At 69.5% G+C, this 14,545-nt stretch carries 15 protein-coding genes; 6 read left to right on the top strand and 9 right to left on the bottom strand.

Going from position 1 to position 14,545, the window contains the following annotated elements; genetic code table 11:
- Positions 1-20: 20 nt before the first annotated feature.
- The 6 genes from DDV73_RS26965 to moeZ form a co-directional block, all read right to left on the bottom strand.
- Positions 21-689, bottom strand: a complete 669-nt coding sequence (locus tag DDV73_RS26965; RefSeq protein WP_109510368.1) for a lysophospholipid acyltransferase family protein — start codon at positions 687-689, stop codon at positions 21-23.
- Between the two features lie 493 nt (positions 690-1,182).
- Entirely contained in the window at positions 1,183-1,494 is a 312-nt protein-coding gene (locus tag DDV73_RS26960; protein WP_109510367.1) for an MGMT family protein, read from the bottom strand.
- A gap of 24 nt (positions 1,495-1,518) precedes the next feature.
- Positions 1,519-2,169: a class F sortase gene (locus DDV73_RS26955; protein ID WP_109510366.1), complete on the bottom strand. Its 651-nt coding sequence runs from the start codon at positions 2,167-2,169 to the stop codon at positions 1,519-1,521.
- A 3-nt stretch (positions 2,170-2,172) separates the two neighbouring features.
- Positions 2,173-2,991: a hypothetical protein gene (locus tag DDV73_RS29415; RefSeq protein ID WP_240617511.1), complete on the bottom strand. Its 819-nt coding sequence runs from the start codon at positions 2,989-2,991 to the stop codon at positions 2,173-2,175.
- Positions 2,992-3,268: 277 nt separating this feature from the next.
- Complete coding sequence (locus DDV73_RS26940) at positions 3,269-3,703, bottom strand: hypothetical protein (RefSeq protein WP_154402927.1); 435 nt, start codon at positions 3,701-3,703, stop codon at positions 3,269-3,271.
- A 123-nt stretch (positions 3,704-3,826) separates the two neighbouring features.
- Entirely contained in the window at positions 3,827-5,026 is a 1,200-nt protein-coding gene (gene moeZ / locus DDV73_RS26935; RefSeq protein ID WP_109510363.1) for an adenylyltransferase/sulfurtransferase MoeZ, read from the bottom strand.
- 237 nt (positions 5,027-5,263) lie between these two features.
- On the opposite strand from moeZ, the gene DDV73_RS26930 reads away from it, so the two are divergent.
- From DDV73_RS26930 to DDV73_RS26915, 4 genes are all read left to right on the top strand, one after another.
- Positions 5,264-7,558: an immune inhibitor A domain-containing protein gene (locus DDV73_RS26930; RefSeq protein WP_109510362.1), complete on the top strand. Its 2,295-nt coding sequence runs from the start codon at positions 5,264-5,266 to the stop codon at positions 7,556-7,558.
- A 205-nt stretch (positions 7,559-7,763) separates the two neighbouring features.
- The gene (locus DDV73_RS26925; RefSeq protein WP_109510361.1) at positions 7,764-8,360 is read left to right on the top strand and encodes a TetR/AcrR family transcriptional regulator; all 597 of its coding nucleotides are present in this window, start codon (positions 7,764-7,766) and stop codon (positions 8,358-8,360) included.
- Between the two features lie 53 nt (positions 8,361-8,413).
- Positions 8,414-8,635, top strand: coding sequence for a DUF3107 domain-containing protein (locus tag DDV73_RS26920; protein ID WP_109510360.1), 222 nt, complete (start codon positions 8,414-8,416; stop codon positions 8,633-8,635).
- A 123-nt stretch (positions 8,636-8,758) separates the two neighbouring features.
- Positions 8,759-9,043, top strand: coding sequence for a GlsB/YeaQ/YmgE family stress response membrane protein (locus tag DDV73_RS26915; RefSeq protein ID WP_109510359.1), 285 nt, complete (start codon positions 8,759-8,761; stop codon positions 9,041-9,043).
- Between the two features lie 168 nt (positions 9,044-9,211).
- Here the strand turns inward: DDV73_RS26915 and DDV73_RS26910 are convergent, their stop codons facing one another.
- Positions 9,212-9,937 carry a ferritin-like fold-containing protein gene (locus tag DDV73_RS26910; RefSeq protein ID WP_109510358.1) on the bottom strand — a complete coding sequence of 242 codons (726 nt, stop codon included), beginning with the start codon at positions 9,935-9,937 and terminating at the stop codon, positions 9,212-9,214.
- Positions 9,938-10,185: 248 nt separating this feature from the next.
- On the opposite strand from DDV73_RS26910, the gene DDV73_RS26905 reads away from it, so the two are divergent.
- Positions 10,186-11,601, top strand: coding sequence for a DEAD/DEAH box helicase (locus DDV73_RS26905; RefSeq protein ID WP_338066419.1), 1,416 nt, complete (start codon positions 10,186-10,188; stop codon positions 11,599-11,601).
- A gap of 3 nt (positions 11,602-11,604) precedes the next feature.
- Entirely contained in the window at positions 11,605-12,438 is an 834-nt protein-coding gene (locus tag DDV73_RS26900; protein WP_109510356.1) for an alpha/beta hydrolase, read from the top strand.
- Positions 12,439-12,447: 9 nt separating this feature from the next.
- On the opposite strand, the gene DDV73_RS26895 is transcribed toward DDV73_RS26900, so the two are convergent.
- Both DDV73_RS26895 and DDV73_RS26890 read right to left on the bottom strand, forming a co-directional pair.
- Complete coding sequence (locus DDV73_RS26895) at positions 12,448-13,797, bottom strand: cryptochrome/photolyase family protein (protein WP_240617508.1); 1,350 nt, start codon at positions 13,795-13,797, stop codon at positions 12,448-12,450.
- A complete protein-coding gene (locus tag DDV73_RS26890; RefSeq protein ID WP_109510355.1) occupies positions 13,798-14,544 on the bottom strand; it encodes a L,D-transpeptidase in 747 nt (248 codons plus the stop codon).
- Between the last annotated feature and the right edge of the window lies 1 nt (position 14,545).

Genomic DNA, 14,545 nt, shown 5'->3' with positions numbered 1-14,545 from the left:
ACAGCGCTGGGACGGGTATTTCACAGGTCGGGCGCGCGGTCGTTGTAGACGCCGGCGGTCTCCTGTCCGCTCAGCGCCTGGATCGCGGTCATGATCTCGTCGGTGACCTCGCGCCGGGCGCGGCCCAGGGGTACGCCGTCCGCGCGGCCGCTGAAGTCGAGCGGCTTGCCGAACTCCACGGTGACCTTCACCAGCCGCGGCAGGTTCGCGTCGACCGGCTGCAGCTTCTCGGTGTCCCGCAGGCCGACTGGGACCACCGGCACGTTGGCGGTCAGCGCCAGGTGGGCGACGCCGGTTCTCCCGCGGTACAGCCGGCCGTCGCGGGAGCGGGTGCCCTCCGGGTAGATGCCGAACGCCTCGCCGTCCGCCAGCACCTTCAGCGCGGTGTCGAGGCTGTGGATCGCGGCCTGCGGGTCGTCGCGGTCGACCGGCAACATGCCGAGCCCCTCGAACCACATCCGGATGGCCCGGCCCTTGATGCCGGTGCCGGTGAAGTAGTCGGACTTGGCGAGGAAGACGACCTTCCGTGGCGCCACCACCGGGATCACCATGCTGTCGGCGAAGCTCAGGTGGTTGCTGGCCAGGATCACGCCGCCGGTCGCCGGCACGTTCTCCAGTCCCCGCACGGTCGGTCGCCAGATCACCTTGGCCAGTGGCGGTACGACGTTGTGGAGGACCCCATAGAGCATGCGGCCATTGTTGCCTAGCGCAGAGCTCCCGGGCGCCAAGGGTTGGTGGTCGAGCAGGTTGCGCTAGCAACCGTCGTCGAGACCACCAGTAAAAGAGGTAAAGGGCCCGCTTTGCGGGCGCCTTCCCTTTGCTGCGCAAAGGTGAAGGCCCCCGCAAGTATGCGTTGCGGGGGCCTTCTGGTTGACCGGATCTTGGTGACGCTTCCAGTCGATCTGAGCTCGGTTCCGGTCCCAGCGGCTTCGTCACCCTGCCGCCTCGATCAGGTTGCCCCGACCGGATGGACCTTCACTTCCTTCGGATCCCGATCTCCCCGAGGGGAGTTCGTGAGAGAAGTTCTACGCCGCCTCCGAGGGGCCGCACAAGGGGTAACAGCAAACAAATTCCAGGGAAATCCTGTTTCCGGCGTGTCCCCCACAGGATGACCAACACTCTCCACAGAAGCGCCACTTCCCATCCACAGATTGGGGACCTGCCTGTGGAGAATTCGGGTACCTAACCTGGGGGCTGCCAGAAGGCTGCGGCGATGTCGACGTTGCCCGAAGGACGCAGCGGAGTGCCCTCCTCGAGGTAGCACTGGCGAGCCTCGTCCTGGTGGCTCGCGGGCAGCGAGCCGTCGGCGCGCACCACCCGCCACCACGGCACCGGTCCGCCGTACGCCGCCATCACCGCGCCGACCTGGCGCGGCCCGCCGCCGCCGAGCTTGCGGCCGACCGCCTCGGCGACGCTGCCGTACGTCGTCACCCGCCCGCGCGGGACCTGCTCGACGTAGGCGAGCACCTGCTCGACGTACTCCTCGTGGTCCACCGCAACGGAGCGTCGAGCGCTGGGTCAGCGGTTGCGCCGCAGCGGGCGGGCGACCACGACGGTGTTGCTGAGGTAGGAGTCGCCGTCCCAGTCCGAGCAGGTCACCAGAACCAGCCGCGCCGGGCCCGACTTCGAGAAGAGCTTGTCGGACTCCAGCGCCAGCTCGTCCTTCGACAGCTCGGTGACCTGACGGACCCGGTAGCCGCGGCCGTTGCCGGCGCCGTACACCTTGACCCGGGCACCGCGGGTGAGCTCTCCAAGCGCACCGAAGGCGCCGGAGAGTCCCTCGACGGTGTGGCCGATCACGACCACGGCACCCTCTTTCGAGCCGAGGCGGGCGCTCTTGCGCCACCAGCCGACCCGGTTGGCGTCACTCGGTGGTGTGAGTACGCCGTCGCGCTCGTCGACCGGCTGCACCCGCGCGTCCACACCGAGCCCGGGGATCCGGACCCGGGTGGGCACCGCCGGCCCGGACGCCTGGTCCAGGACCTTGCCATTGACCACCCGGGTGTCACTGCGGGAACTCGATTGGCCGTCCTCGCGCGCATCCTCCCCGGAGGAAAGCGGGCGGGTGACATCCTGTCCCGAGGTGTCCAGCTCGGGCTGGAACAGCACCAGGGTCGCCCCGGTGACTACCAGCACGACGGCCACCAGGATGCGCGCGAAGGACGCCATCGACTAGGCCCGGGAGTTGAACCGGCGACCGACGATCGCGATCGCGAGACCAGCCACCACCAGCACCACGCCGACCAGGCCGGCGACCAGCGAACGCTGGGTGCTGCCGGTGTCGGCACCGGTCAGACCGGCGTCGATGTCACCGGGCACGTCGTCGCTGGGCTCCGGCTCACCCGGGCTCGGCACTGCGGTCGTGGGCGACTCGGACGGCTCCGGCTCACCGGGCGATCCGCTCGGCGAGGACGGGCTGTCCGTGGGCTCGGTCGGCTCCGTGGGCTCGGTCGGCTCCGTGGGCTCGGTCGGCTCCGTGGGCTCCGTGGGCTCCGTGGGCTCGGTCGGCTCCGTGGGCTCGGTCGGCTCGGTCGGCTCCGTGGGCTCGGTCGGCTCGGTCGGCTCCGTGGGCTCGGTCGGCTCCGACGGGCTGGGCGAGGAGCTCGGGTTGCGCCAGCCGATGTGGCTGATGTCCTGGGGGTGGGTGTAGGTGAAGACGCCGTCCGCACCGACGCGGCCGGTCTCGTGGATCGGCGTCTCGTTGCCACCCTTGATGCACAGCTCGACGGTCCAGCCGGGGTTCGGCGTGAACGTCAAGGTCCGGCCGCTCCACTCGAGCTTGCCGGCGGGGATCTCCTCGCTGCCGGACTCGCTGTCGAACTTGTTGTAGCCCAGCTTGTCGCAGGTCGTGGACGCGGCATACGCCGGCGGGGAGTCAGTCTTGGCGGACGCAGCGGAGACGCCGATGAGGGCGACCCCCGCGCCCAGCACGACGAGCCCGGTAACAGCAAGGGCGGAGCGGAAACGGACACGGGTTGGCAGTGCAGACACGAGGTAACTCCCATGATGTGGCGGGTCGGGCCGAGAGCGGCACGGGCGGCATTCTGGCAGGCTCCCTAGGGGCTTCGGCAAGCGGCTGGGGACCCTAGTTGAAGATAGTTGTACATCGAGCAGCGGCGGCGAGGGGGCTCCCCCGCCGCCGCTTCTCGGTTAGCGGTCTCAGGTCAACCGACGACCAGCGCTCAGGGATCGGTCGGTGACGCGCGCTCGGTCCCGGTCGCGGCACCTGGGCGCCGCGGCCGGGACCTGCCGCAAATGGGTTCTGAGGTTACGAGGGGTGCGAGGTCGGCGAAGGCTCGCTCGAGTCCGGGTTCCGGTAGCCGATGTGGCTGATGCCCTGGGGGTGCGTGTAGGTGAACACGCCGTCGGCGCCGACCGGGCCGGTCTCGTAGATCGGCACCTGGTTGCCGCCCTTGATGCACAGCTCGATCGTCCAGCCAGGGTTCGGCGTAAAGGTGAGTGTGTTGCCGCCCCACGTGATCGTGCCGGCGTCGAGGGTCACGCTCCCCGACTCGCTGTCGATCTTGGTGTAGCCGAGCTTGTCGCAGGTGGTGCCGTTGCCGTTGGCCGAGGACTGGACACTGCTGCGATCGGGCGCTGCGGTAGCGGCCGAGACACCGACGGCGGTGACGACGGAGCCGGCCGCGAACAGACCTGCGGCAATCAAGACGGTGCGGGTGCGGGCGGGTGAAGGAGATGACACGACGGCCTCCTGAGTAGGGACGCCGGCGACCCCACGACGCCGGCAGTGCCCACGTTGCACCCGTCCGCGTCGGCTGGGGCGACTTTACCCAGCCCCAGGGGTTGGCCCCAGCCGTCCGATAGCTCAGTAGGACGGCTGCGATGGGTCAATCTGGTTGACCCAGGCGACCACACCACCACCCACATGGACCGCGTCGGCGTACCCAGCACCCTTGACGATGGCCAGCGTCTCGGCCGATCGCACTCCGGTCTTGCAGTGCATCACGATCTGCTTGTCAGCCGGGAGCTTCTCCAGAGCCGAGCCATTGAGGAAGTCGCCCTTGGGGATCAGCACCGAGCCGGGGATCTTGTTGATCTCGTACTCGTTGGCCTCGCGCACGTCGACCAGCACGAAGTCGCGGGTGCCCTCCTCGCGCTCCTTGAGCATGTGCTCGAGCTGGGTCACCGAGATCGTCGAGCCTGCGGCCGCCTCGGCCGCCTCGTCGGAGATCGCGCCGCAGAACGCCTCGTAGTCGATCAGCTCGGTGACCGTCGGGTTCTCGCCGCACAGGGCGCAGTTGGGGTCTTTGCGGACGCGCAGCTTGCGGTACTCCATCTCGAGTGCGTCGTAGATCATCAGCTTGCCGACCAGCGGGTCGCCGATGCCGGTCAGCAGCTTGATCGCTTCGTTGACCTGGATCGAGCCGATCGAGGCGCAGAGTACGCCGAGCACCCCGCCCTCGGCGCAGGACGGGACCATGCCGGGCGGCGGCGGCTCCGGGTAGAGGCAGCGGTAGCACGGGGCTTCCTCGGCCAGCGTCGGCGCGAACACCGAGGCCTGGCCGTCGAAGCGGTAGATCGAGCCCCAGACGTACGGGATCTTCAGGAAGTACGCCGCGTCGTTGACCATGTAGCGGGTCGCGAAGTTGTCGGTCCCGTCGACGATCAGGTCGTAGCCCTCGAAGATCCCCAGCACGTTGTCGTTCTCGAGGCGCTCCTCGTGCAGGACGACGTTGACGTAGGGATTGATCTCGGCGATCGACTCCTTGGCGGACAGACCCTTCGGCTTGTCGATGTCGCTGACGCCGTGGATCACCTGGCGCTGCAGGTTGGACTCGTCGACAGTGTCGAACTCGGCGATGCCGAGGGTGCCGACGCCCGCGGCAGCCAGGTACAGCAGCGCGGGGCTGCCCAGACCGCCGGCGCCGATCACCAGCACCTTGGCGTTCTTGAGCCGCTTCTGCCCGGTCATGCCGACGTCCGGGATGATCAGGTGCCTGCTGTAGCGGCGTACCTCGTCGATCGTCAGCTCGGCGGCCGGCTCCACGAGAGCGGGATAGGACACGGGTTCTCCTGAGGCTGTCTTGGGTCTGTCTGTGGGGTAACGGGGCATCAACGCCGCCACCGCTTTCCATGTTCCCTCGCGCCCGAAGGCGCGCCGTACCGAATCCGTCATACGGACGGGCCCGCCGCCACAGAATTTGCGGGATTTGCTTGCGGACACCGCAGCCCTTGAGTAAAGGTCTCGTCCGGGCCGAAACCACAGACGTTCGGACCCGGAATCCTCAGAGGGAGACATATCTTGAAGAAGTTGGCACCCGGCCTGCTGGCCGGTACCGCCGCGCTGGCTGTGAGCGTGCTCTCGGTGCTCCAGCCGGCCCAGGCAGATCCCACCTCGGCCGACAGCCACGAGCCCGTCGGCGCCATCAGCGAGCACCGGCCGGACAACCGGCCCGGCCCGTTCACCGAGCGCGAGCAGAAGCTTCGCCAGAAGGCGCTCGCGATGGTCGAGAACGGCACGGCGAAGATGGTTCGCCGCTCGGACGGCGGCGCGACGGTCAAGATCGGCGAGGACACCTGGGTCGAGTTCCCGGTCAAGAAGCAGGACCGGATCCTCACGATGCTCTCCCAGTTCGGTGACGGTGTGGTCGGCGACTATGGCGACGAGCCGGGCCCGGAGCGGAACGCGATCCCGAAGCCGGACCGCGCGGTCAACAACTCCACGGCCTGGGTGCAGGACTTCGACACGGCGTACTACAACGAGCTCTTCAACGGCAGCGGCGAGTCGATGAAGGACTATTACTCCAAGCTCTCCAGCGGCCGCTACACCGTGAAGAACGTCGTCGAGGACTGGGTGACGATCCCCAACAACGCCAGCGCGTACGGCGACAACGAGATCGAGGACAACGGCGGCTCCTGGAACTTCGTCGCCGACACCGGTAACGCCTGGTACGCCGAGCAGCGCAAGCAGGGCCTGACGACGGCGCAGATCGACGGCTACCTCGCCCAGTTCGACGCGTGGGACCGCTACGACTTCGACGAGGACGGCGACTTCAACGAGCCCGACGGCTACATCGACCACTTCCAGGCGGTGCACGCCGGTGAGGGCGAGGACGCCGGTGGCGGCGCGCAGGGCGAGGACGCCATCTGGTCGCACCGCTGGTACGTCCGCGGCAACCTCGAGGGTGAGCTCGGCCCGAACGTCAACGGCCGCAAGAACCTCGCCGGTGGCACCCGGATCGGCAACTCGAAGTACTTCATCGGCGACTACACCGTCGAGCCCGAGAACGGCGGCCTCGGCGTGTTCGCGCACGAGTTCGGCCACGACCTCGGCCTCCCCGACTACTACGACACCGGCGGCGGCGAGAACAGCACGGCGTTCTGGACCCTGATGTCGTCCGGCTCGTGGCTGAACCACGGCCCCGACGACATCGGCAGCACCCCCGGCCTGATGGGCCCGGAGGAGAAGCTCTACCTCGGCTGGCTCGACTACAGCGAGGTCGACGCGGGCGAGGACGGCACCTTCAAGCTGAGCCCGTCCCAGCACACCGCCGAGGGCGCGGACCAGGCGGTCAAGGTCAACCTGCCCGACGTCACCACCACGACGAAGTACACCAAGGCCTACCGCGGCAAGAAGGCGTGGTGGAGCACCCGTGGGGACAACCTGAAGTCGACCATGACCCGCGCCGTACCGAAGTCCAAGGAGGTCTTCATCAAGGCCAAGATCTGGAACCAGATCGAAGAGGGCTACGACTTCCTGTACATCGAGCGCTCGGTCGACGGCGGCACCACCTGGAAGAAGATCGGCCAGCCGATCACCGGTGACTCGAAGGGCTGGAAGACCAAGTACTTCCACTACAAGTTCAACGGCGGCAAGCGGAAGTCGCTGCTGCGCTTCCGGTACGACACCGACGGTGGCGTCAACGAGGCCGGCGCGTTCATCGACGAGATCAGCATCCGCGCGGGCGGCACGCGGTTCACCGACGGCGCCGAGCAGGGCCGCAACGGCTGGACGCTGCGCAAGGTGAAGGCGTCGACCGGCACCGAGACGCTCACCACGCCGCGCTACTACCTGCTGGAGAACCGCCAGTACGTCGGCTACGACGCGACGCTGGAGACCGGGCCGTACCAGTTCAGCGAGGGCATCACCCGCCCGGACTGGGTGGAGCGCTTCCCGTTCCAGAACGGCATGCTCGTCTGGTACGTCAACCACGCCTACCCGGACAACAACGTCAGCGCCCACCCGGGTGCCGGCAACGCGATGGTCGTGGACGCGCGGCCGAACTCGATGGCCTACCCCGACGGCTCGCGGCCGTCGAACCGCCGTCAGCCGTTCGACTCGACGTTCGGGCTCGACGCGACCGACGCGGTCTGCCTGCACAAGCAGGTCGCGACCGACGGCGGTCACGAGACGGTGGAGGCGTGCGCGCCCTCCTCGCCGGCGATCGCGACGTTCGACGACACCGACCCGAACGCGTACTACTGGGACGGGAACCCGCAGGGTTCGGTGAAGGTCGCCGGGCTCGGCGTGACCGCCACGGTCACCGCCCAGGACGGCAACTTCATCACCGTCCAGGTGCACAACCCGGCGCACTGACCGCGCAAAGCCGCGCTGACCTGCGCTGAGCAGGCGCACAGCGCGCACAAGAGAGGGGCCTCGAATTCGGGGCCCCTCTCGTCGTACAGGTAGGCTGCGAGGACCCTGGGGCACTTCACCGGGGCCAGGCAGTAGCAGGTCGTAGAGGGAGCAGTGGGAGTTGACCCAGCAGGATGTAGAGGAGCAGCGACCGCGTGGCGGCCGGATGCCGCGGCGCGCCCGCCGCGCCCAGCTGCTGGAGTCGGCGCTCGAGGTGTTCGTCTCCCAGGGCTACCACTCCGCGGCGATGGACGACATCGCGGAGCGAGCCGGCGTCTCCAAGCCGGTCCTCTATCAGCACTTCCCCGGCAAGCTCGACCTCTACCTCGCGCTGCTGGACACCTCGTGCGACGCGATCATCGACAACTGCCGGCAGGCACTCGAGTCCACCCATGACAACAAGCTGCGGGTCGAGGCCGCGATGCGGGTCTTCTACGACTACGTGGCGAGCGACTCCGGTGCTTTCCGGCTGGTCTTCGAGTCGGACCTGACCAGCGAGCCGGCCGTGCGTGAGCACGTCGACCGGGTCACCAACGAGTGCGCCTCGATGATCGCCCACGTCATCCACGACGACACCGGGCTGCCCGACGAGGCGTCCCGCCTGCTCGCGGTCTCGCTGGTGGGAATGGCACAGGTCAGTGCGCGGTTCTGGCTGGCAGACGGTGCCCGCGAGCTGGACCGCGAGTCCGCGGCCGGCCTGGTCGCCGGTCTCGCCTGGCGGGGCATCCGGGGCTACCCGAAGCACGACGACCCGCACGACTAGGGTCGAGGCGCACCGACCGACCCACCGACCACCCCTGAAGGAGACTCCGCCGCATGGAGGTCAAGATCGGCGTCCAGCACGCCGCCCGCGAGCTCGTCGTCGAGACCGACGAGTCGATCGACAACGTCGAGAAGCGGATCAGTGAGGCGGTCGCCGGTGACGGCGTACTCACCCTCACCGATACCAAGGGCCGCAAGACCGTGGTGCCCGCTTCCAAGATCGCGTACGTCGAGATCGGCGGCGGTGTGTCCGGCCAGGTGGGCTTCCGGAGCTGACGCGACACGCCCGACGACGGGGTGCAGACCCGTGCAATTTACGCGGGGTAGCGGCATGATGCGAACCAAGCGCCACCCTGCGGCGCGCCCCTGCAGCACTGGCAGTTTCGGGAAGGAACCATCATGCTCGGCACAATCCTGGCGGCGCTGATCGGCGGCACGATCATCGGCCTGCTCGCGAAGCTCGTCGCCCCTGGCGACCGTGACAACATCCCGCTCTGGCTCACCATCATCTGCGGCATCGGCGGCGCGTTCCTCGGCAGCTACGCCTACGCCGCCCTCTTCGACTGCAGCGACATGACCAACTGTACCAAGGGCATCGACTGGTGGCGTCACCTCTGGCAGGTCGGCGCAGCGGTCATCCTGGTGATGATCGCCTCAGCAGTCACCGGCCGCCGCAGGTCCTAACGCTGACCCGGCCCGTATTCACGCCACAGCACGCTGACCCGGCCCGTATTCACGCCGTACATGTGAAGACGGGCCGGGTCAGCGCGTTTGGGCGTCAACAAGGGCCGGGTCGGCTCCGACATGAGCTTGCGAATGACGGAGCCAACCCGGAGCTCCGCTGGCGGGAAACTAGGCGTCGAGGCCGAGGTCGGCCATGCGCTCGGTGTGGCGCTCGGTCATCCGGGTGAACATCCGGCCGAGGGCGGCCAGGTCCATGCCGGGGCGGTCGACGCCGCCGGCGAGCAGTGCGGAGAGCGCGTCGCGTTCGGCGGCTGTCTGCTGGGCCTGGGTCAGCGCCTCCCCCATCAGCCGCCGGCCCCACAGCGCCAGCCGGCCACCCAGCCGCGGGTCGTCGACGATGCCCTGCCGGACCCGGTCGACCACGAACGCCGACTGGCCGGCGTCGCTCAGCGAGCCAATGATCAGCTCGCGAGTGTCGGCGTCCAGGAACGCGGCGATCTCGCGGTAGAAGTCGGCCGCCAGGCCGTCGCCGACGTACGCCTTGATCAGGCCCTCGTACCAGTCCGCCGGCGCGGTGTGCGCGTGGAAGTTGTCGAAGGTCGCCTGGAACGGCCGCATCGCGTCGTACGGGTCCGCCCCGAGCTCCACCAGCCGGTCGCGCAGCCGCAGCACGTGACCGAACTCCACGCTCGCCATCGTGCCGAGCGCGATCTTGTCCTCGATGGAGGGTGCCAGCTTGGCGTCCTCGACCAGCCGCTCGTACGCCGAGATCTCGCCGTACGCGATCGCCCCGAGGAGGTCGACCACGGCGGCCCGGTAGGACGGGTCCTGGAAGGCGACCGGATCGCCCTCGGCTCGGCCCTCGACTCGCTCGGCCATCGGCGATTCAGTCATGGTCGCAGCCTACCGATAGACTTGGGGTACGGCGTGCCGCGATGCCCCCGCTGAAACCTGGTGGGTGGCCCCCGCCGGCGCCAGCGTATGTGCGCGGCAGACCCCCAATTCCTTCCGGAGTCGGCCGCAAGAAATCGACTCACAGGAAGAACAGAAAACTGACTACCTTCAGAGAGCTCGGGGTGCTCCCCGAGATCGCCGACGCGCTCGAGCGCAAAGGCATTACGACCCCGTTCCCCATCCAGGAGATGACCCTTTCGGTCGCCCTGCTGGGCACCGACCTGATCGGCCAGGCTCGCACCGGCACCGGCAAGACCCTGGCCTTCGGCATCCCGATCATCCAGCGCACCGTCGCTCAGCACGACGCCGACTACGCCGAGATCGCCACCGGCAAGCCGCAGGCCCTGGTCATCGCTCCGACCCGTGAGCTGGCCATCCAGGTGTCCGGTGACCTCGAGCTCGCCGGCTCCGACCGCGGCATCCGGGTGCTCACCGTGTACGGCGGCGTCGGCTACGAGCCGCAGCTGGACGCGCTGAAGAACGGCGTCGATGTTGTCGTCGGCACACCGGGCCGGCTGCTCGACCTGGCCAACCGCCGCTCGCTCGACCTGTCCCACGTGAAGTCGCTGGTCCTGGACGAGGCCGACGAGATGCTCGACCTGGGCTTCCTGCCCGACGTCGAGAAGCTGCTATCGAAGACCCCGGAGACCCGGCAGACGATGCTGTTCTCGGCGACCATGCCGGGCGCGATCGTGGCCCTGGCCCGCACCCACATGCGGCACCCGATGAACATCCGCGCCGAGTCCTCGGTCGACACCCAGATGGTGCCGGCCACCGCGCAGTTCATCTACCAGGCCCACGACCTCGACAAGCCGGAGATCATCGCCCGCGTCCTGCAGGCCGACGACGCCGACAAGGTCATCGTGTTCACCCGCACCAAGCGCCAGGCGCAGCGGATCGCCGACGACCTCGCGGAGCGCGGCTTCAAGTCAAGCCCGCTGCACGGCGACATGGCGCAGGTCGCTCGCGAGAAGGCCCTCACCAAGTTCCGCGAGGACAAGCTGAAGGTGCTGGTCGCCACCGACGTCGCCGCTCGCGGCATCGACGTACAGGGCATCTCGCACGTCATCAACTTCACCTGTCCCGAGGACGAGAAGACCTACATCCACCGGATCGGCCGCACCGGCCGCGCCGGCGCCTCCGGCGTCGCGATCACCTTCGTCGACTGGGCCGACGTGACGCGCTGGAAGGTCATCAACAAGGCTCTCGACCTGCCGTTCCCGGACCCGCAGGAGACCTACTCGACCTCCGAGCACATCTACCACGACCTCGGCATCCCGCACGGCACCAAGGGCCGGATCGTGCCGCCGAAGCCGGAGGGCTCCGACGCACCTCGCCGCGAGAAGTCGGGCGAGAGGTCGGGCGAGAAGTCCGAGCGCGCGCCGCGCAAGCGCAACCGGACCAGGACCCGGACCCGCAGCGGTCAGGCAACCGAGCAGGCCGGCGACAAGGCCGGTCAGCAGGCAGCCAGCGGCGGTACGGCGACCGTCGTGGCCGACGCGCCCGCCGAGGCCGGCGAGAACACCGCCCCGCGCTCCCGCAACCGCCGGCGTCGCCGTCGTTCCTCTGCCAAGCCGGCGGAGGCCGGAGCCGCAGCCGAGTGACAGATGCGGGTACGACGCGCCACGATCGGGCGGGGCGTCGTCGTACTCGCGCTGCTCGCGGGAACGGTGCTCGGTTTGCTCTGGCTCCTTCAGCGCCAGCTGATCTACTTTCCGGACCGGACCTCGCCGCCGCCGGCCGCTGAGGTCATCGACGGAGCACGCGACGTCACGCTGCACACCGACGACGGCCTGTCCCTCACCGCCTGGTTCGTGCCGGCGGAGAAGGACGCGCCCGACCGCGACATCGCCGTACTCGTCGCGCCCGGCAACGGCGGCAACCGCGCCGGCCGCGCGGAACTCGCCGAGGAGCTGAGCCGTCGCGGGCTGGCCGTGCTGCTGCTGGACTACCGCGGGTACGGCGGCAACCCGGGCTCGCCGAGCGAGGACGGGCTGCTGCTGGACGCGCTCGCCGCAGTGGATGCCCTGGAGGACCTCGGCTATCCGCCGGAGCGGACGATCTACTTCGGAGAGTCGTTGGGCGGCGGGGTCGTGGCGGCGCTCCAGGCCGAGCGGCCGCCGGCCGGACTGGTGCTGCGGTCGCCGTTCACCGAGCTCGCCGACGCGGGCGCGCACCACTATCCGTGGCTGCCGGTGCGGCTGCTGCTGCGCGACCGGTTCCCCGTCGCGCAGCACCTCGCCGAGTCCGACGTACCCGTGACCGTCGTGTACGGCGACCGCGACTCCGTCGTACCGACCGCGCTTAGTGCACAGGTGGCGTCGCAGGCGAGCAACCTGGCCGAGGAACTGGTCATCAAGGGCGCCGACCACAACGACCCTGTGATGTTCGGCCCGCGCGTCGCCGATGCCGTTGCCCGGCTGGCCGGCCGGGTGGTCTGACCTGCCGGCTCACTTGCGGATGGCGGCGTCGCGGCGGAGCGCCTCCGTGCGCGCCGCGGCGAGGTCGACGATCGGCGGCGGGTAGCCGGGCGCGCCGCCGTGGCGCCACGGCTCGTGGACCGCGGCGCCGGCAAGGCCGCGCAGCTCCGGGACCCAGCGCCGGACGCAGTCACCGGCCGGGTCGTGCCGGATGCCCTGCTGGAGCGGGTTGAAGACGCGGAAGTACGGCGCCGCGTCGGCGCCGCAGCCCGCCACCCACTGCCAGTTGAGTGAGTTCGAGGCCAGGTCGCCGTCACGCAGCTGAGCCAGGAACCAGCGGGCGCCGTGCCGCCAGTGGATGTGGAGGTCCTTCACGAGGAAGGAGGCGACGACCATCCGGACGCGGTTGTGCATGAACCCCTCGGCCAGCAGCTGGCGCATCCCGGCGTCCACAATCGGATAGCCGGTCCGCCCGGCACACCAGTCGTCGAACGCCGGGCCCGGCTCGTCGTACTCCATCTCCTCGAACTCGGGTCGCAGGGGCTTCCAGGCCGCGTCGGGGTGGCGGGTCAGCAGGTCCGCGCAGAAGTCGCGCCAGGCCAGCTGGCGGCGATAGGCGGCGGCACCCGCGCTGCGTGCTTCGGCGAGGTCCGCGAGCAGGGTCCGCGGGTGCAGCTCGCCGTACTTCAGCGGGATCGATATCCGCGAGGTCGCGTCCAGGTCGGGCTGGTCCCGGATGTCGTCGTACTCAGCCAGCTCGTCGAGGTACCGCGTCCAGCGGCCGCGCGCGGCCCGCTCCCCCGCCCCGGCGACCTCGTCGTACGCCGGTAGCCCGTCGCTGGGCAGCTCCACCCACTCGACGCCGGTCGCGCGCTCGGCCGGCGGCCGCCAGCCGTGGTCGGCCCAGGCGCGGTGGTACGGCGTGAACACCTGGTAGAGCCGTCCCTGCTGGTTGCGGACCCGCCCGGGCGCGACGGCGTACGGCGAACCGCACGGCACAAGTGGCACCTCGCCCAGCCTCGATCGGACGGCGGCGTCCCGGCGCTGTCCGTACGGCCCGTAGTCCGCGGCCAGGTGCACGCTGACCGCGCCGGCCTCACGCACTACGGCCGGTACGACATCGACGGGGCGCCCGCTCCGGACGACCAGCCTGCCGTCCATCGCGTCGGACAGCCGCCGCAGCGAGGTCAGCAGGTGGTCGCGGCGCGGCTTGCCTGCCGCCGACAGCAGCACCGGGTCCAGCACGAACAGCCCGACGACGCGCCCGTCACCGGCGGCAGCCGCCTCGAGCAGCGCGGGGTTGTCGGTCAGCCGGAGGTCCCGTCGGAACCACATCACCGCGGGCGGAAGCCGGGTCACGGCCGTGTCGGGCTCAGCCACTCAGGCGGTGACGACGACCGTGGTGCCGATGTCGGCGAACTCCCACAGCGCGATCGCGTCGGACCGCTTCTGGCGCACGCAGCCGTGTGAGGTCGGCGTACCGAGCTCGTCGACCGACTGCAGGGGTACGCCGTCCAGCTCGGGGATGTCGTGGAAGCCGATCGCGGCGCCGTTGTCACCTTCGGTGAACCGCACGAAGTAGCGCATAGTGCCGGAGTTGTCGATGCCGACGGCCTCCTCACTGCGCGAGTAGACCTCGTAGGTACCGGGCTCGAGGTTGTCGTAGATGCTGCCGGACACCGAGTAGCTGCGGTTCACCTTCTCGTCGTCCTTGACCAGCCACACCCGCTGCTCCGACTCGCTGTAGACCACGCGCCGGCCCTCGCCGGACTCGTCGGGCAGGAGTGGGGTGCGCTTGGCGTTGCGGGCGGGGGTGCCGCCCTCGGGGCGGTCGTCGTCGTCGAGCGGGCTCAGCTCGGTGCTGGGCGGCGCGGCCGGCTCCTCGGTCGGCTCCTCCGTGACTTCGGTGGATGCGGTGGGCTCGTCCTTCGGCTTCGGGTTGGGCTCGGCGGCCGCCATGTCGGTGGGCGCGGTCTTCACGTCGTCCGGGAACAGCCCGATCCCGCCGAGCACCGCTGTTCCGGTGAGGACCACCGCCGACCCCGCTGCCGCCATCCGGCCGTACCGAGGCTTGGTCTCGGCGCGGCGGGAGCCGGCGCGGCGCTTGGGCTGGCGGTGTTTGGACACG

The organism is Nocardioides speluncae, assembly GCF_003121585.1.
Taxonomy (GTDB): domain Bacteria; phylum Actinomycetota; class Actinomycetes; order Propionibacteriales; family Nocardioidaceae; genus Nocardioides; species Nocardioides speluncae.
Note: the sequence above shows the minus strand (reverse complement) of the source record. Positions and strands in the feature narration are given on the sequence as shown.

Excerpts from the sequence above, each read along its gene's own strand:
- DDV73_RS26915 (WP_109510359.1), top strand. The coding sequence starts at position 8,759 with ATGCTCGGCACAATCCTGGCGGCGCTGATCGGCGGCACGATCATCGGC.
- DDV73_RS26965 (WP_109510368.1), bottom strand. The coding sequence starts at position 689 with ATGCTCTATGGGGTCCTCCACAACGTCGTACCGCCACTGGCCAAGGTG.
- DDV73_RS26910 (WP_109510358.1), bottom strand. The coding sequence starts at position 9,937 with ATGACTGAATCGCCGATGGCCGAGCGAGTCGAGGGCCGAGCCGAGGGC.
- DDV73_RS26905 (WP_338066419.1), top strand. The coding sequence starts at position 10,186 with ATGACCCTTTCGGTCGCCCTGCTGGGCACCGACCTGATCGGCCAGGCT.
- DDV73_RS26920 (WP_109510360.1), top strand. The coding sequence starts at position 8,414 with ATGGAGGTCAAGATCGGCGTCCAGCACGCCGCCCGCGAGCTCGTCGTC.
- DDV73_RS26900 (WP_109510356.1), top strand. The coding sequence starts at position 11,605 with ATGCGGGTACGACGCGCCACGATCGGGCGGGGCGTCGTCGTACTCGCG.
- DDV73_RS26955 (WP_109510366.1), bottom strand. The coding sequence starts at position 2,169 with ATGGCGTCCTTCGCGCGCATCCTGGTGGCCGTCGTGCTGGTAGTCACC.
- DDV73_RS26925 (WP_109510361.1), top strand. The coding sequence starts at position 7,764 with ATGCCGCGGCGCGCCCGCCGCGCCCAGCTGCTGGAGTCGGCGCTCGAG.